Source organism: Streptomyces sp. NPDC002793 (assembly GCF_040295485.1).
Classification (GTDB): Bacteria; Actinomycetota; Actinomycetes; order Streptomycetales; family Streptomycetaceae; genus Streptomyces.
Map to the genome: position 1 here is coordinate 122960 of NZ_JBEOVL010000012.1, position 22387 is coordinate 145346.

The window sequence follows — 22387 nt, forward strand, 5'->3', positions numbered from 1 at the left end:
CTTGATGAGTGAGCATGGGTACGGCACTCGTGAGGTCCCTCCGAACGGTCCGGCACAGCGGCACGGCAGTACACGCGTCGAGCGCGGACGCTTCCGAAGGCTCAGCCCCGACGGCACGGAGGCGGTGCCCGCGATACTGCCCCGTCGGCCCTGTCGGCAAGCACACGGAACGGGTAAGGGTTGCCGGTGAGCCGTCCCACGCCGAAAGGAGCGCCGTGCGCGCACATGAGACACAGGCCGTCACACGGGCCGACCGCCCGGTCGGGCGCTCCTCCGCGAACGCGCGGAACAGCGCGGCCGACCGCCTGCTGCACCTCCAGCGACTGGCGGGGAACGCGGCTGTCTCGCGCGCGGTCGAGGAGGAACGCCACACGCACGGATCCGGCTGTGGCCACCCGGAACCTGGGCAGGCCGACGAGGGCCCCGCCGTCCAGCGCCGGGTGTCGGTGGGCGAGGCTCTCGCGTCACCGGGCAGCCCGCTGGAGCCGCGCATCCGGAGCCGGGCGGAACAGGCGTACGGGATGAGCTTCGACCACGTCCGGGTGCACACCGGCCCGGTCGCGCAGCGGTCGGCGGTGCAGTTCGGCGCCATCGCGTACACCACCGGTTCGGACATCTTCAGTCAGAAGCCCCGCCTGGACGACGAGACGATGTTCCACGAGGTCGACCACGTCCACCAGCAGGCCATGGGACCGGTAGCGGGAACCGACCACGGCGGGGGCGCGAAGGTCTCCGACGAGAACGACGCCTTCGAGCGACGGTCTGCCGCCAACGGCCGCCGACTCGCCCAGGGCATGGCCCCTGACCTCACACCACCCGGGGCGTCCGGGCACTCCGCTTCCGTCTAGCGTGCACCTGACGCAGCCGGGGGAGCCGCGGTGGCGGTGCAGCGCAAGGGGCACGAGGAGTTGAAGAAGCAGATCAAGAGCCCGCCCTCCACAAGCGCCACGTGGAAGTCCTTCATCGGGAGGCCCGCCCCCATGAGCGCGCTGACGGAACCGGTGCGCACCGCGATCGATGCCTACGACAGCGCCACCGAACGCGACCCGATGCGCTGTCTGGAGTTGCTGGGGGAGATCCAGAGCCAGGCCATCGGAGTCGTGGAAAGGGCGGGCAAGGCGGATCGGAAGTACCTGGAGGAAGCGCTGGATGTCATCAGGAACGAGGTGGAACTCCTCGGTGGCCAGGTCGACCGCGACAGTCGGATGCCTGCCGAAGCAGCGGTCCCCTACAAGGACATGACCGACCGGGGGGCCCTCTGGAAGGACGAGGCTTCCCTGTACGGAACCGGCAGACTGGGCATGGAGGGCGCCAGTTACGTGCGTGAGATGTCGGAGATGAACCGAGCGGACCAGCGCGGGGAGATCGGCCCGAGCGAGGCCCCCTGGATTCAGGATGTCAGGACGAAGTTGACGAGCGCGCTGCAGCAGAGTGTGGTCGCTCACTACACCCCGCTGGCTCGCAGTAAGGGGATCGAGGAGTCCGCCGACAAGAGCCTGAAGTCGAAGACGAAGCTCGACCAGGGGAGCATCGGCGACAGTCACAACACCATGAACGTCGACCAGTTCATGCTCGCCAACGACGGCTTCGTCTTCTTCTACATCGAGCCCGCGGGCATGCAGGGCCGCAAGTCACGCTTCGGTGTGGGCAAGGAGGGCGAGGGCCCGAGTTCCCGTATCGAACTCGGACTGGAGGAGTCCGGACTGCTGAGCCAGGGCTGGCTCATGCTGAGCGACTTCGTCCAGCGCGATTACCCCACAATGCACACCGCGCCCGACAAGCCGGACCAGTTGGTGAGCGAGGCGTCCAAGGGCAGCCCCTCCGAAGCGACGCGGCGGTTCACGCGGGGCGAGCTGAGCGAGGAGGAGATGCAGGACTCCTTTGCCGCCTTCGAGCACATCAACAACGTGGAGGAGCGGCAGGCACATCGACTGGCGCGCCAAATGGCCCACATGGACCGGGGTAACCAGATGTCCTACGCGGGGTCGAAGGGCAAGCTGGTGCGCCCCGAACTCCTCCACAACAACATCCTCGCGGGTTCCGACATCATCCCCGGACTGGTCGACCGGGCCGTGGTCGAGATCCTGCGACTCGATCAGGTCAATCCCCCGATGGCGCAGAGGCTGAAGGGGATGAGCGGTGCCGAGTTGCTGGACTTCCTGCTGCGCGACCTGTTGAGGCCGCAGGCGATGATCCCCAACTCGGTGGATGTGTCCAAGGCCAGGTTCAGCACCGTCGATGCCTCCTGACACGCACGCCGCGTCCCCTCGCCGACGGGCCCGGCACGCTGTGGTGGGCTGCTGCTCGGCGCCTGTGACCGCTGGAAGCCCCAGTATGTTCGCCAGCAGGCGCCGGGCGCGGTCCGCTGCCCCCGTGGCGCCGAGCGTGCCGGCGTCCTCGGCCAGAACCCGCCAAGGGGACCGCGCGAGGAGGCGGTGGGTCAGCTCCGCCTCGTGACGGAGGTGGTCGGCGGCGGACGCGAGGAGCCCTCGGCCGACTGGCGGGCCAGGCGGGCCCGGCGGGGTCAGGCGGGGCCGTGGGTGGCCCCCCGCGTCGGCTCAGGACTGTGGACTCGATGGGAAATCGCAGACAGTCAAACCGCCCCATATCGAGCTAGTTGTTGTCCGCTCTTTCCCTATGACGCCACGACCGGGCGGTTCGGGACGGCGTCGTGGGGGCTGCCCTCGCCGCGAATGTGGCTGTCCGTCGTCGGAGGGCGTTGGTCTTTGCCGGGCTGGCGCTGTGAGTGACAGCGCCGCTGCGGTGACGCAGGCGCTCGCACTCCGGCGACGGACAGGAAGCCCCGGGCCGGCCTGCGTCCTCAGCCGCCGCAGGGCGCGAGTTCGTCGGTGGGTGAGCGCGCCTGCGACTACCTGCGCACACCAGGCGTTGGCCCTGCGGCCCGACGTGAAGACGCATCCGTTCGGCCGGTGGGTGCCTGGCGGGCCGGCCACCGGCCGCGCACCTCGTACACCGCTGCCCAGGCGCCCGATTCCGTGTCCACGACCACCTGCTCGGTTCGCTCGTTGCGCGAGCCGGAACCGCTGGGCGCGCGGCGCCGCGAACTGGGCGACGGACCGGGCGTTTACGCGTCCAGTGCTTCCCTTCTGACGTCCGTCGGCTCCGGCTCGGTGTCACCCAGCCCGGGGAACAGCCCCAGCGAGGAGCCTGGTGAGGGCGGCCGAGCATGAACGGCACCTGTCCGCAGCCCTCGGGCCAGATCGAAGGCGTCGAGGGACCGGAGGGGGGCGCGCCGGATGTCCGGTGGGCAGAAGACGGGCGCGTAAGAGACGTTCTTGTACGCAGCCGGGCGGTCAGCGAGTCCCCTTGCGTACGGGGGCATGTGCGTGCGGAGAAGGGTGCCCGGCGAGCAGTGCGTACTCCGCCCAGACCGTCTTGCCCGGGCCGACGCGGTCGCGTACGCCCCAGCGGGTGGTGAGGGCGTCGACGAGCACCAGGCCACGTCCGTGGTCCTCGTCGAGGGCGGGCACGGCGTGGGTCGGCTGAGCGGGGTGGGTGTCGGACACCTCGATGCGGATGACCCCCCGGTAGGCGTCGTGCGTGAGGACCAGTGCGAAGTCCCGACCTGCTACGCGGCCGTGCAGCGCGGCGTTCGCGGCCAGTTCGGCCACGACGAGCGTGACGGCGTCGTGGTCGCCCGTACCGCGAGGGTGTCCCCACTCGGCCAGCTGAAAATCGGCGAGCAGGCGGGCGAGGCGTGCTCCACGCCGGGTGGCGGAGAAGCGCTGGGCAAACACCCGTGCGGGGGCTGGGGATTCGGGGTGAAAGGTGGGCATGGGGTTCAGCCTGGAGTGGAGAAAGGGCCTGTGACAGGCACGGCGCCGATACAGACCGACCTGTACCGGCTCACGCGCTGGACCGGGTGGGTCACGTTACGTAACCATGGGTGCGGCCGAGCGGTGGCGCAGCACGGACGACGCACGGTACGGCACGAGTGGGCCCTGCGGACGGGTCAAGCACAGGGAAAGGCGGCCACGGGATGGCTACGGACAACGACGGTGGCAGGGGCGGGGGCAACGGAAACTGTGGTGAGCCGGAGGTGTCCGACGCCCTGAGGACCTTCGGGGCGGTACTCAAGGCACTGCGGGACGAAGCCCGCCTTACACAGGAGCAGTTCGCACCCCTGGTGCAGTACTCGGCGGCGTACATCGCGAAGATCGAGCAGGGCAAGCGGTTCCCGCCGAGGGACCTGCTGGAGCGCTCGGAAGCGGTACTGGGGGCTGCGGCGGCCCGGGTACTGGCGGCGGCGGCAAGAGGCCTGACACGGAAGACGGGCCTGGCTTCGTGGTTCCTGCAGTGGGCGGCAGTCGAGGAGGAGACGACGTCGCTCTACACCTACGAGTGCAGGGTCATCCCCGGCCTGCTGCAGCCCGAGCCGTACATTCAGGCGGTCTTCGACCGCCATCTGCCCCCGCTTACCCGGGAGCAGTCAGAACGCCAGGTGGCGGATCGATTGGCCCGCCAGCAACTCCTCATCGACCGCCCCAACACCACCTTCAGTTTCGTCATCGAACAAGCCCTGTTGGAGCGGCGTCTGGGTGGTGAGCGGGTGACGAAGGCACTCCTCGACCACTTGCTTCTCGTCGGGTGCTACCGCAACGTGGAACTCCAGGTGATGCCCTTGGTCCAGGAGGACCACGCCGGCTTCGAAGGCGAAATGTACCTGGCCGAAACTGCCGACCACCGGTGGGCCGGATACGTCGAGGGGCACGGCACCAGCATCCTCATCAACGATCCGAAAGCTGCAAGTCACATGCTCCAGCGCTATGGCAAGATGCGCTCGCAGGCCCTGAGTCATCAGGACACGACGAGCCTGCTGGAACAGATGCGAGGAGGGCAATGAGCACCGCGGAACCGGTCTGGTTCAAGAGCACCTACAGCGGAGGCGGAGGGGACAACTGCGTCGAGGTCGCCATCAGCCCAGAGGCCGTACTGGTCCGGGACTCCAAGGACACGCAGGGGCATGCACTGACTGTCTCGTTTCACGCATGGTCCGCGTTCACGCTGCTGACTGCGGCTTCCCACGTCTGACGTCATCGGCGGAGGGGGCAGCCGGTACGGCGCTCGGTTTCCGGCACTTCTGTCCCACGCGGTCAACCGCTGTCGCCGCAGGCACCGACCTGAGCACGGAGGCATGCTCCGGCCGGGCCGATCACGAACCGGGGCCGGTCAATCGTCCGCTACTTGAATCATCATGGCGAAGACCTCTCCGTTCGTCCCGGCGATCAGGCTGTCGAAGACCGGTGTCACCGAGTTGGTAGCGCCGCAGTCGGAGTCGTGGTTGGTCCACCATGTCGAGCCCTGGCCCAGCAAGCCCACCACTTGCTTCGCGGCGAATGCGGCTACGTCGTTGTCCATGAGGCGGTGCGATGGCCAGACGATGTCGCGCGTGGCGACGGAAACCATGAATGCCGCGGCCTCATCGACTTCGATGGGCTCCAGGCTGTGCACGATACGCAGGGGCGTCGGTAGTTCCTGCACCATGAGAAAGCGCTTCCAGGCCACGTCGTCGAAGACGCTGCCGAGCAGTCCATGGATCTGCGTAGTCAGCTCAGTAATGTCGGGGAACGCCTCGGCGAATCGACCGACCCGGACATACACGCGCGATTCCGAAACCATTGCGGCCATGTGTCCGCCCAGTTCGGCCAGCAGAGCATCGGTGGACGACATCCCACCATTCTGCTGTACCTGGCCGGGGAAGGGACCTGATCAGGCGGTCGGGGCGCCCTGCCTGCTCCCGACCGCCTGCGCCTTCGGGTCAGAGGGTGAAGAAGCCCGGCACCCGACCATCCGGCGTCCCCACCAACGCGGCGCGGTCGAGCAATATGTTGTTGTTCTCGCAGCTCGTTTCGGGGAGGAGTAGACAGGCGTGGCAAGCGGCCATGTTCAGGCTGTCCGCGCCGCTCGCCTCCGCCTCCATGCACAGAGGGTCGTTCGAGCACCAACTCGCTCTGCGTAGAGCGGCCTGGAGGGAAGAGGCGAGGCGGCCAGGTTCCCCCTGCGCGACGACGCCGCCGAGACTGCCGGCGGAGTCACTGGTGGCTGTGTAGATCAACACACCCGCCATGTTCTCCTCGCTGTAGAGCCGTTCTCGCAGGGACGCTGCCGGATAGCCGCCGTCCAAGCTCCATTCGTTGATCAGTATGTGGGCCAAGGCGTGCAGAAGGAGGAAGCGAGGAGTGGCGGGTGAGGGAGGAATCGGCTTGTCCGAGTCGCCGGCCCGTGCCGACAGCAGCCTCTCGTGGTTCTCGCGGATCCGAGCGGCGCGAGCGACCTGAGCCGGTTGCTCCTCCCATGCCCGCAGTCGCTCCTGATCCAGGCGAAGGAACACACCCTCACCGCTCACTTCGAATGCCGGAAGCCACCTCGGCTTCGCCAATGAGATCGCTGCCTGGCGAAGCTGGGAGTCGGCCGGACTCGGCTCCTCCACCCTTCGGAACGACTGCAGCGCCCGTACCTCACGCAGTCGCTTGACCAGCATCACCTGGGCCAGCCCGTGTGACGAGCGCAAGGTGCCGAGCGGGGCGAGAGGGGGTTCGCAGACGAACTCCTGTTCTTCCGTGGCATCTTCGGGGTGAGGCGTGGAGAGGCTTCGGTACTCGCCCTCGTAGAGCTTCCGCCGGTAGTCGCCGACACGCTTGGCGGCTTCCGTCTCATCGACCTGCTCCTCGGCGGCGATCTCGTCCGCTCGCCTCCGCTGCACCTCCGCCACGACGTCGTCGTCAGTGTATTTCGGGTGGTGGAGAAGCAGTTTCATGACGCGTACGAACGTCTTGATGGAGGCGGGGTCCTCTTCCCTCAAGCCGTCGTAGAAGGGTGCTACGAGTTTGGCGATTCCCTGACTGTACGGAGGGATGGACAGGGCCGAGTGCATGACCGGGAACCAGACCGAGGAGGAACCACGCTGGAGGGTGCGGGGTGGCTCCTGGCAGCTCTCGGCCGGAGCGTCCTTGAGCCAGGGGCGGCGGCCACTGCACCGGATGCCGAGGTCCCGGAGGGCCTGGCGTCGGAACGACCCTTCCATGGAGACCTTCTCCACGCCGCAGCTGCAACCGATCTGCACGGCACGCAGGGATGCGGTCGAGCCGTCGGCCTGGAAGGTCAGTTGGCCCCCACAGCTGCCGGTGCCCGTCCGGTTACCTCGGTGGACCCACTTCCAGTAGGGGAAGTCCTCCAGGTGACCGTGGGTGCACGCCATCACGAAGCGGGACGGGACCAGGCTTTCCAGGCATGTCGAGCACTCGGCCCGGCCGGCCGGAGAGTTGAACTTTCGGAAGGGCTGCAACTGATGGCAGTGAGGGCATGAGTACATCTCCGGGAAGCGCACCGCTCGTACCCCGTCCCGGGCCGAGTCGGCATCGGGAGCGGGAGGCATCCGGAACCCGGAGACTCCCAGTTGCTGAGCCAGACGCGGCTCCGAGATGAAGGGGGCCTCGGAGATGTCCCACGAGTCGATGCCCCGGATGAGGAAGGACTCGTTCTCCACAGCGATCATGGCTCCGACGCCGTAGGTCGTGATGAGCTGGGCGCGACGGATCTCGCCGAGCTTGCGAGCGCTTCGTGCCGCTGTCGAGGGGAGGCCGCGGCGGCGGGTGCGGGGCGGTACGGGACCCATGGTCAGCGCTCCTCGAAGAAGGTGGACGAGGCGTCTACGTCGCGCAGACTCCACAGTGTTTTCCATGGCGAAACGGTGGCCGACTCGTCGTCGTAATTGGCCAGCAGCGCGGGTCCGCGCGAGGCACGTGTTGCCTCGTAGACGAGGTTCGGGTGGTCGTGCGCCTCGCTCCTCCACCATTCGATGAACTGCTCGAAGGCCGCGGTGGTGGCTTCGAGCTCGGCCTCCTCGACCGTCGCGACCCGGGCGAGGAGAACCCTTCCGACTTCGTCGTGGAGATCGGTGAGGAAGTCCTCCACGCGTGCGGCCGCGTCGTTGGCCCGTGCGGCAGGCAGCATCAACCGAGCCAGAGCCACCACCACGGCGTGCAGGCCTCGGTCACGGGCTCGTGCGGAGAAGGGTGTGACGCTCGTGGACTCCACCTCGCGGTACAGGGCGGAGTGGAAACTCTGGAAGTCCTCGTAGTGGGAACGGTCCCTGGACCTGGTGGAGTTGAGCATGATCGCGACGAGGCCGGGGTGCTGTCGGCCGACGCGACTTGTCGCCTGGATGTACTCGGCGGTGGTCTGCGGCTGCCCCATCACGGCCATCAGCCCGAGTCGGTCGACATCTACACCGACGGAGATCATGTTGGTGGCCAGCAGTACGTCAAGTGCGTCCGGGCTGGGGTGCCGTCGCTCGATGTCCTTGAGGCGGCGGGAGATGTCACTGGCGTTCGCTCGGCTGCTCAATTCCGTGAGAGCGTCAGCGCGACGCGCCTTGAGGGCGTCCCGCGCCGCGAGATGACCCAGCCGTTCCTGGACGTCGTCGAGGACCTGGAGCTCCGCCGCAGACAGCAGGCGCAGGCTGTTGAAGTAGCCGACCAAGGTCCAGTACGCGTCCTTCACCTCGGGAGGAGCGTCATGGGCATGCGCCCGGTGAAGCAGCGCCGCGTACACCCGGATCAGCAAGGTGGCCTGGCTGGTGCTGGAGGTCAGGAGGCCGACGTAGCAGCGGGCCGCCTTGCGTTCGCGAGGCGTCTCGACGGCGAACCAGGAGTCCCTCGCGTCGAGGCCGCCGGGCGGAAACTGCTCCACCCTACGGTCGAACAGGCGGGTGCCCTGCTCGCCGGCGCGTCGGATGGTCGCGGTCGATGCGATGACCTTGGGGCGCTCGGCCAACGCATCGACGGCCGTTTCGTACAGGCCGGTGAGCGTACCGAGCGGGCCGGAGATGAGGTGCAGCTCGTCCTGCACGATGAGTTCGGGCGGCCTGACCCCGTCGATGTCCCGGTTGAACAGAGCCGCTGAGGCGGGGCGCCAGGGCATCGACGCGAACTTGTCCACCGTCGCGATGACCAGGGTCGGACGATGGGCGTAGACGGCCTCGTCGACGAGATGCACCGGCAGTCCTCGGCGAAAGGGGCAGCTCCCTGAGGGGCAGTTCACCGTCATGCGTACGGCGTTCCTGTCGACCGCGTAGTCACGGGGGCGCATCGGCTCACCGCACCACGGGCAGTTGCGCAGTTGCACCGGGTTCTCCGTCTGCAACTGGAGGTTCTCGTGGCGTACGAGGTCGGCCAGCTTGCTCTCGGCGGCCGTCAGCGAGTTGGGAGTGGCCGAGCGGCCCACCCACATGCCGATGGAGATCTCCTCGTGTCCCAGCCGCTCCGGGTCGGCGGCCCGCAGCAGGTCCATGGCGCAGATCAGTGCTGCGGCTCTCTCGAACTGCTGGAGCGTGAGCAGCCGGAGCGTGTACCGCATGAGAACGGTGACACCCGCCCCTGCGGATCCGTCCCGCAGCCTTCGGAAGAAGGTGGTGAAAGCGATCAGCCCGAGATATGCCTCCGTCTTACCGCCGCCTGTGGGGAACCACAGCAGGTCGGAGACCTCCCGGTCGTTGTGTTCGGGATCGACGATCCCGGCCAGGCAGAGCAGCATGAAGGAGAGTTGGAAGGGCCGCCACCGGCCGGCCTGTTCGTCCGGCCGGCCGGACCTGCCCCCCTTGATCCACACGGTACGTGCTCGCTGGTCGGCCATGGCGAGGTTCGCCAGCCGGAACGCGCGCATGATGTCCGGTCGCTCGGCGTCCTCCAGCAGATCCACGCCCTCACGCATCCGGCGCAGAGCTCGGCGGCACAGCAGGATCTGATCCGCCGCAGCGGTGCCGTCCTCCGTGCCGCTCAGCAGACCGGCCTGCTCCTCCTGGGTCAGGATCCAACGCTCGTACCCTGCCAGCAGGGCGCGCAGCGCCGACACGACCTCATGCGTCGGGTCTGTTCCCAACCCATACATGGTCAGCGGCTTGTCGTCGATCCCAGGGTTGGAATCGGTCAGCAGCACCTCGTGGGAAGGGACGAACTCCGTCCGCAGGGCGGTGACCGTAGGACGTTCCGTCGATACGGCGCCCACGGGAGGCGGCGTCCAATCCCAATATGCCGCGCATCCGTGGCCGATGGCGAAGCTCGGCACATGGCGGTGCAGGAGCCTGCTCAGCGCCTGCTCCGGGTCGACCGCTCCGAGAGTGGTGGGCCGCACCACGAACATCGGGCTGGTGCCGTCCTCCGCGGTGATGCTCAGCACCGGCTGGTAGAAGCAATGCGCGTCACGGAGGTCGTACCGGCCGACCTCGAGACTGTTGACGACCGTGGCCGTCACGGTCACGGTCCCGTCCGTGGAGCGGGGGCGGACCAGCACACGCAGTTCCAGCCCCGGGTGAAGAACGAAGGCGTCGAGCAGCCCGGGGCGAGTGACGTCCACATCGACGGGCTCGATCCGCAGGGCGGAACGCCGCCAATGCTCCCGCTGGGCCTTCGTGCTCCGCGCCTCGGTCCGCTTCGCGGCCACCGGCTTCCCCTCGGCGTCCTCGGGAAGGTAGACGGCGGTGCTCACGGTCAACCGGATCCGTTCCGAGACGGCCGGGTCGACGGCAAAAGTGAGGCCGATGGACGACGGCATCCGCACGTTCGCCAGCGAGACGCCCAGATCACCCGGTCCTTCCTCGATGTCCCGACGGACGCCGAGCGGCAAGGTGTCCAACCCGTCCCGCTCGGACTCCAGCTCGCCCTGTTCGGTCGTTCCGGCCTGGGCGGCGCTGCCGGCCCCGTCCGGACGGGAGCGCGGGAAGAGCACACCGACCGGATACATGGTGATCGGCGCGTCATCCGTGAGCACCTCGTCCACCCCACCCACGGGGCCGAGCAGGTCCTGACGGAGGGCCTCGACGAGCGAGTCGCGCATCTCGTAGTGCGCCTGGTGGGCCGACCCGCTCATTCTGTGTTCCCCTCGGAGTCGTTCGCGTACCAGTGGAAGCGCCCCAGGCCGCACAAACGGGGGGCGACCCAGGCGCCGTGCGAGCCCAGGCCTGCGGCTTCGGTGGCGGCGGTGCTGCCCGCCACGCCCTCCACGCAGTCGATCCTCAGGCCGGTGATCAACGGCGGCCATCGATCGACCTCGGAGCGGGAGGTGCGGCGCAGCAACCGGGTCAGGTCCGTTCTGAAGCGTTCGGACACCATGGCGATCTGTCGCCCCCCGGCCACCACCGCGTACGGAGGTGACTGGTCCGAGTCGACAGGGATGTCGTGCAACAGGACCAGCTCCGCCTCGGCACCGGCGGCGACATCGGTCACCAGATGACGTCGGAGTTCCTCTGCGTCCTGCTGGAACCCCTCCGTGCCGGGGGGCTGTTCGTGGGAGACGTCCGAACCGATCAGCTCGATCCCGTTACGGGCCCAGGCACTACGACCGCCCAGGTACCAGCGGTCGATCCTCTTGTCCTTCCGGACGAGCCACGAGTTGGGTGCGTCCAGGACGTAGAGATCGTCCCGGGCCCGCGTCATGGCCACATACAGCAGCCGGGCCTCGGCAGCCGGATCGTAGTCGTACTTCTTCTTCCTGACGGGAGCCGGCTCCTTCAGTGTTCGTGGTTCGACGATCAGGACCCGATCGAACTCCAAGCCCTTGGCCCGGTGCATCGTCGATATCACGAGCGAGGAAGGCGGCGCCGCGGTGAGCTCATCCGGCAGCCGCCCTTCGGCGACCGCGCGGTGCAGTGCGACGACATCGAGGGTTCCCCGACCACGGCCGCGCGCCACCTTCCGTACGGACCGCCACAACGCTTCCGGCACGCTGCCGGCGGGGATGGGCAGGTCTGCCAGCAGTTCCTCGAAGCGTTCCCTGGTGAGGGCGGTCGTGCCGGTCGCGGCGAGGAGCTCGGCGATCCAGACAGGCGTGGAGCGCTCGCGGGCCGAACGCTGCAGTGTGTGCGGCACGTCGGCTGCGGCCAGGATGCCGGACAACGTCAATGCCTGACCGTTGTCGCGGCACAGGATGGCAGTGGTGTCGGGATAGTCCCGGAGAGCCGCCAGTACGAACTCGTCCTCCAGGCTCCCGAAGTTCGGCGTCGACAACAGCAGCGCACGGAGATCACCGTGGATACGCTCCGCCTCGCCACCGGCCGCAGCCGGATCGCGGGGCAGTCGCTGCAACGGGGTGCCGTACGGCAGAGCCATCCGAGCCGTCTCGCCACGGGCCCGGAAGTTGTCGCCCAGGTGGAGCTCCACGAGCTCCTCGCCGAATGTGGCTCGCACCCACTCCAGGAAGCGGTCGGTCTCCTCGGCGCGCTGTTCCGGATCGGACACCTGAAAGCCGTACACAGCCTGAGCCGAATCCCCCACCACGGTGAAGCCGCTGTTCTCCTGGAAGCGGTCCAGCAATGCCTCGACCATCTCCCGACGTACGCCGACGAGGTCCTGGACCTCATCGATCACCACATGCGCGGGCACGTACTCGCCGCCCTCGACCGCACCCTTGTCGATCGCCTCGGTGGCCGCCTCTATGCGGCTGTCGAAGGTGTACGTCCCCCAGTCCACGTCCGGATAGGCGCGGTTGAGCAGTGCGGCGGCCCAGCCGTCGAAGGTCTGGACACGGATGCGCTGTGCGGCGGCGGCGTGCCGTTCGATCCGCTCCGTGAGCTCGCGTACGGCGGCACGGGAGAAGCTGAGTACCAGGATCTCCCCGGCCTCCAGCTCCTCGCGCTCCACCAACACGTCGAGTCGTCGCACGAGGGTGTGTGTCTTGCCGGCGCCCGCACCGGCCGTGACCAGGACCCGGGCATCCCAGGGTTGCTCCACCACGGCTTGCTGCGCGGGGGTGAGCGGGTGCTCTGCGGGGAGGACGGGTGTCACTGGGCCTCGTCCCACAGGTACTCGAACTCGGTGAACGCGAGCTCTTCACCGTAGTTGGTGATGTTGTCACGTACGTTCAGTATCAGGCAGCTCTCCTTGCCACCGTTCTTCGGGCCGCGCAGACCACGTCCGATCATCTGCTGGTAGATGTTCGGACTGTAGGTCGGCCGCGCGACGACCACCGCCCGGGTGGCCGGTGCGTCGAAGCCCTGCGTGAGCACGCCGTAGTTCGTGAGCACCTGGGTCCTGCCCTTGCGGAAGTCGCTGATCCGCTGGCGGCGTTCGTTCGTGGGCGTGCTCGAGTCGATGGCCGCGGCCTTGATGTCCCTGTCACCCAGCTTGGCCGCGAGCAGCTTGGCATGGGCGACGGAGGTGGCGAACACCAGCACCGGCCAGTCGGACGGCATGGCGGCGATCTCGTCGACGATGCGTTGACTGCGGTCGTGGTCCTCGGCGAGCCGCTGTTCCGCGCCCTTGGGCAGGGTGGCGAACGTGTCGGACTGGGCACGCTCGTCAGCTGTCAGGGCGATGGCGGCACCCTTCAGCTCTCGGTGTCTCACCTGGGCCAGGACTCCGATGTGCTGCAAGGACTTGATGGCGACGGACAGGTCGCCGTCGAAGACCCCCGTGTCCAACCTGTTGCCGAAGCGCTGAACCAGAAGTCGGGTCAGTTCCGCGTTGTTCTTGTACGGGGTCGCGGTCAGACCGACCAGGTGCCGGCTGGTCCGGTGATGGGTGAGGCCGAGCTGCTCCAGGAGACGTGTGTAGCGCTTGGACATCGCGGTGTGTGCCTCGTCGACGATGACGAGCGAGGCCGCCTCCCGCAACCAGGTGTAGTTCTCCTCCGTCAGACAGCGGTCCAGCTTGGCGTCGGTCGCGACGACCAGATGGGGTCGTCCGTCGACCGGAGTCGCCTCGTTGGACGCCCACAACCTGCTGATGACCAGAGGGTGTTCAGGGCCCACCTTCGACCACACGAAACTCCAGCTCTGCACGGCCTGCTCGCACAGCTCTTCGGTCTGAGCGATCCACAGGACCGGGCCCGGAAGACTCTCGCGGTCACGGATCCAGCGGATCACGCCTTCCGCCGTGACACGCGTCTTTCCGGCTCCGGTCGGCAGGCTGAGCATGCCGCGCTGCGGCATCGGGTTCTCCAGCAGGCCCAGAAGTGCTTGGGCGAGGTCTTCCTGATAGGGGTGCAGGGCCGGGAACTCGATCGGCCCTTCCACCTCCAGACGGGCTTCCAAGGAGGGCACCTGGGCGCCGGCGAAGGAGTCCGGGAACCCGAGATCGGTGACGAAGAGCAGGGCCTTCTGGCCCCCGCTGAAGGACGCGGGCGCCCGGGTGGGGAAGTTCAGCGTGAGATCGTGGGAGTGAATCCGCAGGATCGCCTCGCCATGGGCGTTGAACGCCATCTCGGCGACGCGTCGAAGGCTCGGCTCGCTCCCGTGCTCGTGGAGCTCGCTCTCCATGAGCCCGGGCGGAAGCCCGCCACGCAGGGCTTCCTCGCCGAGGAGGAGAGCGATCTTGTCGATGACGCTCTCGGCCTCCCGGACCTCGCGCAGCCGCTTCTGGAGGGCCTGATCGTGCTCCTGCCTCTCCTGGAGGGCGAGGGCCTGGCTGCAACCCGCGAGCCCGAAGCCCCATTTGAACTCCTCGTCCGCGGCCTGGAGCACTTGGAGGCGGTCGAGGGAGTCCAGGACGAAGAGGGTCTGCCCCTTCCTGGAGAACGTGAGGGGCTTCCGTTTGCTCCCCATGGGCGTACGCATCACATGCGTGAGCTCGGAGCAGCGCTGGATCTTGTAGTTGTTTCCTGCCTGGCCGAGGCGGGCCTTGACCGTGGGGAACTCCTCGATGAGGGAGGAGGCCCGCCCGATCTTCACCGCGTCGATCTCCCGGCTGATGACGTCGGAGACCTTGAGCATGCCCCAGTCCTCGATCATCGCCTTTGCGGAGGCGGCGTCGGACTTCTCGGCGACGAGCAGCGCAGGGAGTCCCTCGCGCACGAGTTCCTTGAATTCCGAGTCTCCCGTCGCGACGGCGATCTCGTTGTCCGGGCGTCCTTCCCAGGAGTTCCCCACTCGGCACCGGGTGAGCACATCGTCCGGGAACTCGAACTCGACGCGGTGCAGCAGGGCATAGGCATGCCCGATGAAGGCGTCGTCCTCGCTCTGCAGGAGTAGGTCCAGCAGCTTGCCCCAGCGACCGGCGGGGACCTCATCGGTGGTCGTGGGCATGCCCAGCCGGCGCGCCGCCTCGTCCGAGATGTCGGCGACGGGCAGCACGGAATGGAAAGCCTTGAGCTGGGGACCGACGGCCTCGGACACGCGGGTCAGACCCATGGAGGTGCGTACGAGGCCGTGCCTGGAGATCATCCAGCGCAGCGGAGACACCACGGGGGTGCGCGTGTTGCCGTTGGTTCCGTACCGCATCTGCCAGTGCTGCGAGATGTCGGACGCCGGCAGGGCGGACACGAAGGCGCCGCGGCCTTCGTCGGACAGCACCGGCAGGAGGTGCAGCGGGCCCAGGGTCGCGGCGCCCTCGACGACGAGTCGGGAGATGTTGGGGCGGGGTGCTGTGCTCGGCAGGCCGCGAAGGTGCTTCTCGTGCACAGCCTGTCGGTACTCCTCGAACCAGGTCTCACCCTGTGGCCGATGTCCGCCGGTCGGACGGTCGGACAGCCCGAAGTCGCGGAACACGGGCCTGTCGCTGTCGTGGAAGTCCATGTCGACGGTGATGCCCTTGTCCCGGCTCCCGTCGGCGGGTACCACCGGTCCGGGCAGGAGACAGTCGCGCATCGGTCGGTACCGGCCGTCCAGGGTCCGGACGCGCAGCGTGTGCGAGGGCTTCGGCACCTTCGCGCGGATGCGCTCGGTCTGCGCGCTGCCTCCGGCGCTCCTGAGCAGAACCCAGAAGTTGGACCAGGCGGCGGTGTCATAGGTGGCGAAACCCTGGTCGAGGACGCCTTCGAACCGTCCCTGCGCGTCGGCGACCCTGATGCCGATGTTGTGCAGGTGCCTGGCCATCTCGGGTCGATCCGAGATCGACGGGTGCACATAGACCATGTCGTCACGGAGGGTGTCGGCCGAGGTCCGGTGGTAGATCTCTCCGGCGACAGGTGCGACCATGCCGTGGCCCTCGGTCAGGACGATCTTCGCCCGGCGAGCTGCGGCGGTGATCGCTGAGTCCTCGCGCAGCCGTGCGGCCTGGTCCTTGAGCACCATCAGCGAGAAGATCTCGATGGCGTGGGTCGAGGCTTCCGCCGAGCCGTCGGAGACGAGAGCTTCGAGCCAGTCCTTGATGCTCTCGGGCGTCTTCCCCGCCTGATCCAGGATGTGGTTCATCTTGCCGCGTCGGACAGTGGTGTCGGACGCGTCGACGGACGGATGGAGCCAGCCGGCCGGGCGACCGCTGTACTCGGCCCAGATCTGGACCCATTCCTTGTCGAGGTTGGGCGGCGTGATGAAGAGCTCGCGAGGCCGCTGGAGCACGCCGTTCTGGTCGGGCAGGGAAGGGCTGTCGGCGGCGTACTCCCACACGCGGCGCAGGAAGTACTCGTCGGCCCAGTTGAGCTTCTCCTTGGTGCGCCCCGGCAACAGGGGGAGGTAGGCGGCGGGATCCTCGGCGGGCACGAGCGAGGGCAGGGTGTCGATCACCAACCGTGCCGCGACCTGCAGGAGTTCACGGTTGAAAGGACTCCCGTCGAGAAGGTGCTGGCGGTCCTCGTTCGTCTTCCACGGTGCGTTGAGGATGCCGGTCAACGACACCTCGTACTTGGTGGGGAAGAACGCCCAGAAGGAGCCCTTGCCGACAGGCACGGTGTACAGGCCGTTCCGCACGGTGTACTCGGGCATCGCCCAGGAGACCTCCAAAACGGGCCGGCCGTGAAGTTCGCCCGCGCTCTCCTCGGCCTCGCCGGTAGGGGAGTAGGAGGCCGAGAACACCTTCCACTGCTCAGTCGTCTGCTTGGCGCCGCTCGCCACCTCCTTGAGCGTCCGGTAGTTGCCCTTGTGCTCGATCGAGATCTCCCGGCGGACGGGTGGCATCGAGCGGCGGTCGTGCAGGAACAGTTCGCCGACATGAGGGGAGAACAACTGGAAGTGGGCGGGGAAGGCGTCGGTCTCGCGTCCGTTGCGACCCCTGTGCCCGACGATGTCGCGGGCGAGGCGTTCAGCGGCACCCTTCGTCAGTGGCAGGCGGACCACGGTGGTGGCCCAGCGCAGCAGCTTGTCCAAGGTGTCGTCGTCGGCGCGTTCCTGCTCGACGTCGAGAGGACGGGCCATGCGGAGCACCGGGGTGTCCATGTGGAGATCACCCTGTTGGCCGAGAGCCTGTGCGATCTCGGCAGCGGACCACTCCTTGTCGAAGCCGAAACCGAAGGTGCCGTTCCCGCTGAAGAACTGGGGTGAGTCGCTCACGGAGAGAACGGACTTGACGCCGACACCGAACCGGCCGATCTGCCCGCCGCGCTTCCGGGAGACGCCCATTCGCAGGATCGTCTCGGCTCCCTCCGGCGTGACGGGACTGCCTACGTTGGCGCAGTACAGGTGGTTGTCGGTGAGGACCACGTGCAACTTGCCGCCGGGCGCGGCCGCGATCTCGTCCGCGGCGTTCTGGACGAGTTCGTACAACTGGCGTTCACCGTAGCCGCCTTGGGTGATGCGACGCTCGCCGTTGGCGTGCTCCTGTATCAGCCCCGGATCGACCTGATAGGTCTTCAGGACGGTGGCGGACTGTCGGATCACGGTCTCGATCACGGGCGGGAGCGAGGAGTCGGCGAGCTGCCGGTCGGTCATGAGGCACCTGTCTCAAAGGGCGAACGAACCAGGACGCGCGGGGGGAGCACGGGGTGCCGGCTGTATGCCGGCACCCCGCGGAACAACGTGGAGCTGCTGAGTGGAGGTGCAGCTAGGGGCTCGGGCTCAGCTGTCGGTGGTCGTGACCGTGGTGACGGTCGTGACCGTCGTGACGGTCCTCGTGACGACCGTCACCGTCCGTCCGTTCGTACGGACCCGGCGGGTGCGGGTGACCTGGTAGGTGCGAGGGCGACCGGCGCGCCGAGGGGTGGTGGGACGCCGGGTGGCCCGGGAGATGCGGCGCACGGGAGGGTCGGAAGGGGTGGCGACCGGCTCCGAGGGTGCGGTGGTGCGCGAGGGGCGGGCGAGGCGCCGCCGTTCCGTAGCCAGGACCTGGGGGTGGATGCCGTGACCGGCCAGGAGCTCGGCCCGGAGCTCCGGGTCCTCCAGCTCGTCGTACTTCCGGATGAACCAGGCCATCCAGGCGTCGTCGTCCTCGATCATGTGGGGTTCCCCTCCCAGTAGGTACGCCAATGGGTGCTCTTGACCGAATTGGAGTACGTAAAGACCGCTTCGTGATCGAACATGAGGGCAGAGCTCTGCACCGTCAGGAGGCGCATCCCTCAACGGCCCGGACCGGGTTGGGAGTTGCCGAGATGAACAGTAGCACCCGCTGATCGGCCAGCCGATCAGAAGGGAAAGAATAAAAACAACCTCCGCTGGCGCCTGGGCGGATCGTGTGCGTCAAACAACATTTGACGAAGCACTGGCGTCAAAGGCGGTGCTACCGTGTGTCCCCGCTCGGTATGAAGAAGGAGTGGGGCAATGGAGGACAGCGAGGACTTCGGTGTCTGGCTCGGGCGGCAGCTCCGTCGCAAGGGGCTGTCGCAGCAGGGGCTCGGCCAGCAGCTGGGCCTGACGCGTGCGGCTGTTTCGGCGTGGGTGACGGGCAGGGCCCGGCCGAGGCCCGAGGTGTTGGTCAAGATCGCCGAGATCCTGGAGACGGATCTCGCCACCCTGATCACCAGGGACGCCGACGCCGGATCGAACCGGCCGATCAGCTGGTACCACAGGGTCGCGCACCAGGACGGTGGCCGGGAGTACGGCAACGCGGCTGTCTTCGCCTTCGACGCGAACCTCGCTGTGCTGGCCAGGGAAGTCACGCAGAACTCCCTGGACGAACGACTGGATACGTCGCGTCCGGTGCGCGTGCGGTTCACCCTGCACGAGCTCACCGGCGAACACCTGCACTCCTTCCTGTCCGCATTGAAGTGGGATGAGCTCGAGCCCCATTACGCAGCGGCGGCGCAGTCCCGGCACAAGGTGGGCAGGGCCCTCGCCGAAGGGCTGCGAGCCCTGCGCGAGGACTCCTCCCTCCTGCTTCTCCGGGTCGACGACTACAACGCCTCCGGTCTGACCGGACCCGAGTACGGAGACGGTCGATACGCCGCCGTGGTCCGCCGGCAACTCGACAGTCACAAAAGCAACGACCGAGCCGGCGGCTCTTACGGCTTGGGCAAGGCCACCTTGTGGGCGGCCAGCCGGTTGGGCCTGGTGCTGATCAACAGCACCCTGTCGGAGACGCATGAGGGGCGGACCGTCCGTCGGGTGGTCGGTCGTCTGGACCTTCCCTGGCGGGAGGTCGACGGAATCGCCTACGCAGGACCCGCCTGGCTCGGCGAGTCGGACACGGAGAAGGAGCACGAAGGTGTGGCCCGGTCCTGGTGGGCCGATGAACGGGCGGTCGCCGATCTACGGCTCGATCGGGACAGCGACGATCCGGGAACGTCCTTCCTCGTCGTCGGTGCTCACGACGCCGCCGGGAGCAACCACAGCCTGGAGGACCTGCACGCGGCCCTCGGTCGGGCGCTGTCCGACAACTTCTGGGCTGCCATGACCTCGGGGCGTTCGACGTCGGCCATGCTGGAAGCCTCGGTCCGCGCGCTTCGCAACGGTGAAGTCGTGGTTCATGAAGAGCGGGTCGACCCCCTCGACCGGCACCCGGCGCTGGTACACGCCGTCCAGGCGTACCTCGACGGCGAAACGGTCGAGGAACTCACAGGCCCAGACCAGGTGGCGGCCAGGGACGTGCACTTCACCGTCCCGCCGCTGCGGGCCGACGGGCGCAGAGCCGGAGGGCATGACCATCGTGCCGTACTCCTGGTAACTCCCGCTGCGGACAATGACGAGAAGCACAGCCGCATCATCTGCATGCGCGGCACCCGTATGTCTGTCACGGCCCGTACGCCACGGGGCCTGGGCGCAGGAGTGGATCCGTTCCAAGCCGTCCTGCTCGCCGGTTTCGCCACAGGTGAGGACGGCCCGGCGACGCACGCGGCCGAGGCGTTCCTCCGGGCCGCGGAGCCACCGGAGCACGACAGGTGGGGGACGACCGAGGAACTCACCGCCGCCTACGCCAACGCGCCACGGCGCTTGACCGAGTTCAACACCGCTATGGATGGCGCGCTGCGCAGCGTGATAGGTCGGCGGACCGTCGGCGCCGACTCGACCGGCCCGGAAATCCTCCGAAAGCTACTGCGTATCGACGCGCCTGCGGCAGCGAGCGGTCGTCGTAGCACAGGGCACCCACTCGTGGACCGGGTCGTCGGGAAGGTGGACGGGGAAGGGGCCTGGACCCTGGACGTGACGCTCACCGTCCCGCAGCGTGACAGCCGCTGGCAGATGCTGCCGGTGGTCAAGTTCGACGTGCGATCAGGGGGCCGCCCCTCGTTGGAATGGGCGGACCTGTCCGCGAAGGAGAACTGCCAGGTCGTCGACGGACGAGTGCTCATCGATCCGGATGTGCGTTCGGCTCGCTTCGAGGGCGTCACGGCAGTCCGCAGCCACCCCGTGGCCGCCGCCATGGCCGGTGTGATCGTGGACATCCAGCAGGCACGGGAGACTTCGGCGTGAGCACTGTGTACGCGTACCCGACCCTGATCGGGAAGATCGAAGTCACCGTTCGAGGGGCGACCATGGACGGGAAGCCCCTGCAGCTCTCGTTGATCTCCCAACGCGACCAGGTCGTCGCCCTTCATCAGGTCGAGCGGGACGACTGGACCGAGGGTGTCCTCGACCTGGAGGTCTCCCTTCCCACGGACGAGCTGGACGAGGGGCCGTGGTCCGGGGTCAGCTGTGTCGCCGTACTGACCGAAGGGGCCACCAACACCCGTGTCGTGACTCGGTTGGAGCGGCGTCGGGGTGACACCCACTGGCGTGGTGAGGTCCGGGTGCGCCGCTCCACCCACGCGGCACGCGCGCTCCTCGACGTGAACGTCGTCGGCAGCCACGGTGGAATCGACGGGCGAGTCATCGGCAGGACGGATAGGCCCTGGGTCGTGGACCTGCTTGCCCGTACGCCGACCAGGCAACGCGATCTGGAGATCCTGGAGATGGATTTCCGGGAGGGCCCCCAGGAATGGCTGCGCCGCTTCGTGGACGCGCCTTGGTTGATCGACACCGGCGGGGACCTGCCGGCGATCCTGATCAATACGTCCTTCGAAGGACTTCCCGAGCTGCTGTCCGGTGCTCGTGGTCCCTTGGAGAAGGCGACCGCCGGGATGGTGGCCGCGCAGATCGCGGGCGAGGCATGGGCGACCATGTTCCACTCGGCGTTGAGCGACCTCGAATTCGACGAGGACGGCACCCCGCACCTTCCGAGCGGATGGAGGGAGTCGGTGCTGCGCTCCATGCTTCCTGAGGTGTTTCCGGGCGTCCCCCTCGCCGAAGCGTTGGCGGAGGCGCACAGCCGCCGAGCCGACGGACGGGGTTGGGCGGAGATCCAGTCACGGGTCCACTACGCAGCGGGAAGACGAGGGCAGGTGCCCAAGAATCTGACGGCGAACATCCGCGCCGTGAATCGTGCCCAGGAAGGTCTCCGTCGATGAGTCGACACCATGTTGAGCCTCCCGAACGGCTCGCTCTGCTGGCGGGCAATGCAGCCACGGCCTTCCTCACCCACGGTGTACGCGCCGGCAAGGACGGCTTGCCGCAGGTGGCGATTCTTCGGGCGAGCACACCGATTGACAGCGACTCCGTCCGATGGAGCGTCGAACCGGTGCGAGAGCTCGTCGACGAGGCCATGAATCGGTTCGACGAGGCGAGAACCGATGCCGATGCCTGGCTGGCGCCGCGACTGCACGCGACCTTGCGGATGACCCGCGGCGAAGCGGCGGACCCGGGACTGTGGAATTTCCTGGCCCTGGCCGTGGCGCCGGACTACGTCCTGTGGAGACACCTGCCGCTCGGAGGGACCGCCGACGATCCGAAGAAGGTCAGCGGCGTCAGGTTCGTCGGCCCCCACTACAGTCAGGCCTTCTCCCGGCTGTGGTGGACCGCCGAGATGTTCAGGGACGGGTCCGATTACGCCACCGCAGAGATCGCCTGCGGGAACCAGGACATGATCAACACCGCTCTTCGGCTCTCCACCATCGATCACAAACCCACAGCCCTGGCTCTGGTGCGGGTCCTCGAGGACTTGTCGCGAGAGGGAGCCACGCGACTCGGGGATCGGGTCAACGCGCTGTGCACGGCGGTCAACGTAGCCGGTAGCACGCTCATGTACGAGGTGATAGCTCCCGACGACGTACCCGATCACCTCGCACTCTCCGACTGGATCGAAGAGGTGGAATCAGCTTCGGCCGTCCCGTGGGACCGACTCCCCGAAGGGCCGGCGGACGGCACCGCCCGGCGATCCTCCTGCGAGGTCCTTACTCGGATGTTCGAGCGCTTCGCCGCAGAGGCGCCGCTGCGGGACAGGGCTCGCTCCGCCGCTCCACAGGACTGAGAAGT

General features: G+C 67.8%; 14 protein-coding genes. 7 read left to right on the forward strand and 7 right to left on the reverse strand.

What is annotated here, in order from left to right:
• Positions 1–215: 215 nt before the first annotated feature.
• Positions 216–848 carry an eCIS core domain-containing protein gene (locus ABT001_RS14495; protein ID WP_351276600.1) on the forward strand — a complete coding sequence of 211 codons (633 nt, stop codon included), beginning with the start codon at positions 216–218 and terminating at the stop codon, positions 846–848.
• 30 nt (positions 849–878) lie between these two features.
• On the forward strand, positions 879–2249 hold the full coding sequence (locus ABT001_RS14500) for a hypothetical protein (protein ID WP_351276602.1): 1371 nt from the start codon (positions 879–881) through the stop codon (positions 2247–2249).
• Positions 2250–3314: 1065 nt separating this feature from the next.
• Here ABT001_RS14500 and ABT001_RS14505 read toward each other — a convergent pair.
• On the reverse strand, positions 3315–3797 hold the full coding sequence (locus ABT001_RS14505; RefSeq protein WP_351276604.1) for an ATP-binding protein: 483 nt from the start codon (positions 3795–3797) through the stop codon (positions 3315–3317).
• Positions 3798–4000: 203 nt separating this feature from the next.
• On the opposite strand from ABT001_RS14505, the gene ABT001_RS14510 reads away from it, so the two are divergent.
• Both ABT001_RS14510 and ABT001_RS14515 read left to right on the forward strand, forming a co-directional pair.
• Positions 4001–4864, forward strand: coding sequence for a helix-turn-helix domain-containing protein (locus ABT001_RS14510; protein WP_351276606.1), 864 nt, complete (start codon positions 4001–4003; stop codon positions 4862–4864).
• The gene (locus ABT001_RS14515; RefSeq protein WP_351276608.1) at positions 4861–5052 is read left to right on the forward strand and encodes a DUF397 domain-containing protein; all 192 of its coding nucleotides are present in this window, start codon (positions 4861–4863) and stop codon (positions 5050–5052) included. Before ABT001_RS14510 ends, ABT001_RS14515 begins: the two co-directional genes overlap by 4 nt.
• Positions 5053–5190: 138 nt before the next feature.
• Here ABT001_RS14515 and ABT001_RS14520 read toward each other — a convergent pair whose 3' ends face one another.
• The 6 genes from ABT001_RS14520 to ABT001_RS14545 form a co-directional block, all read right to left on the reverse strand.
• Positions 5191–5691, reverse strand: a complete 501-nt coding sequence (locus tag ABT001_RS14520) for a hypothetical protein (RefSeq protein ID WP_351276610.1) — start codon at positions 5689–5691, stop codon at positions 5191–5193.
• 88 nt (positions 5692–5779) lie between these two features.
• A complete protein-coding gene (drmB, locus tag ABT001_RS14525) occupies positions 5780–7636 on the reverse strand; it encodes a DrmB family protein (protein ID WP_351276612.1) in 1857 nt (618 codons plus the stop codon).
• A 2-nt stretch (positions 7637–7638) separates the two neighbouring features.
• Entirely contained in the window at positions 7639–10887 is a 3249-nt protein-coding gene (locus ABT001_RS14530) for a helicase-related protein (protein ID WP_351276614.1), read from the reverse strand.
• Positions 10884–12800: a UvrD-helicase domain-containing protein gene (locus tag ABT001_RS14535; protein WP_351276616.1), complete on the reverse strand. Its 1917-nt coding sequence runs from the start codon at positions 12798–12800 to the stop codon at positions 10884–10886. Before ABT001_RS14535 ends, ABT001_RS14530 begins: the two co-directional genes overlap by 4 nt.
• Positions 12797–17596: a DEAD/DEAH box helicase gene (locus ABT001_RS14540; RefSeq protein ID WP_351276618.1), complete on the reverse strand. Its 4800-nt coding sequence runs from the start codon at positions 17594–17596 to the stop codon at positions 12797–12799. Before ABT001_RS14540 ends, ABT001_RS14535 begins: the two co-directional genes overlap by 4 nt.
• 126 nt (positions 17597–17722) lie before the next feature.
• Positions 17723–18100: a hypothetical protein gene (locus tag ABT001_RS14545; protein ID WP_351276620.1), complete on the reverse strand. Its 378-nt coding sequence runs from the start codon at positions 18098–18100 to the stop codon at positions 17723–17725.
• Between the two features lie 321 nt (positions 18101–18421).
• Here ABT001_RS14545 and ABT001_RS14550 point away from each other — a divergent pair, with 321 nt between their 5' ends.
• The 3 genes from ABT001_RS14550 to ABT001_RS14560 are packed head-to-tail and all read left to right on the forward strand — an operon-like array spanning position 18422 to position 22382.
• Positions 18422–20509, forward strand: coding sequence for a helix-turn-helix domain-containing protein (locus ABT001_RS14550; protein ID WP_351276622.1), 2088 nt, complete (start codon positions 18422–18424; stop codon positions 20507–20509).
• On the forward strand, positions 20506–21483 hold the full coding sequence (locus tag ABT001_RS14555; RefSeq protein ID WP_351276624.1) for a hypothetical protein: 978 nt from the start codon (positions 20506–20508) through the stop codon (positions 21481–21483). Before ABT001_RS14550 ends, ABT001_RS14555 begins: the two co-directional genes overlap by 4 nt.
• Positions 21480–22382, forward strand: coding sequence for a DUF6339 family protein (locus ABT001_RS14560; RefSeq protein WP_502967471.1), 903 nt, complete (start codon positions 21480–21482; stop codon positions 22380–22382). The genes ABT001_RS14555 and ABT001_RS14560 overlap by 4 nt, the downstream gene beginning before the upstream one ends.
• Positions 22383–22387: the final 5 nt, after the last annotated feature.

Coding starts and splice junctions, on each gene's coding strand:
- ABT001_RS14540 (WP_351276618.1), bottom strand. CDS start 17,596: ATGACCGACCGGCAGCTCGCCGACTCCTCGCTCCCGCCCGTGATCGAG.
- ABT001_RS14510 (WP_351276606.1), top strand. CDS start 4,001: ATGGCTACGGACAACGACGGTGGCAGGGGCGGGGGCAACGGAAACTGT.
- ABT001_RS14545 (WP_351276620.1), bottom strand. CDS start 18,100: ATGATCGAGGACGACGACGCCTGGATGGCCTGGTTCATCCGGAAGTAC.
- ABT001_RS14505 (WP_351276604.1), bottom strand. CDS start 3,797: ATGCCCACCTTTCACCCCGAATCCCCAGCCCCCGCACGGGTGTTTGCC.
- ABT001_RS14515 (WP_351276608.1), top strand. CDS start 4,861: ATGAGCACCGCGGAACCGGTCTGGTTCAAGAGCACCTACAGCGGAGGC.
- ABT001_RS14520 (WP_351276610.1), bottom strand. CDS start 5,691: ATGTCGTCCACCGATGCTCTGCTGGCCGAACTGGGCGGACACATGGCC.
- ABT001_RS14550 (WP_351276622.1), top strand. CDS start 18,422: ATGGAGGACAGCGAGGACTTCGGTGTCTGGCTCGGGCGGCAGCTCCGT.
- drmB (WP_351276612.1), bottom strand. CDS start 7,636: ATGGGTCCCGTACCGCCCCGCACCCGCCGCCGCGGCCTCCCCTCGACA.
- ABT001_RS14560 (WP_502967471.1), top strand. CDS start 21,480: ATGAGTCGACACCATGTTGAGCCTCCCGAACGGCTCGCTCTGCTGGCG.
- ABT001_RS14530 (WP_351276614.1), bottom strand. CDS start 10,887: ATGAGCGGGTCGGCCCACCAGGCGCACTACGAGATGCGCGACTCGCTC.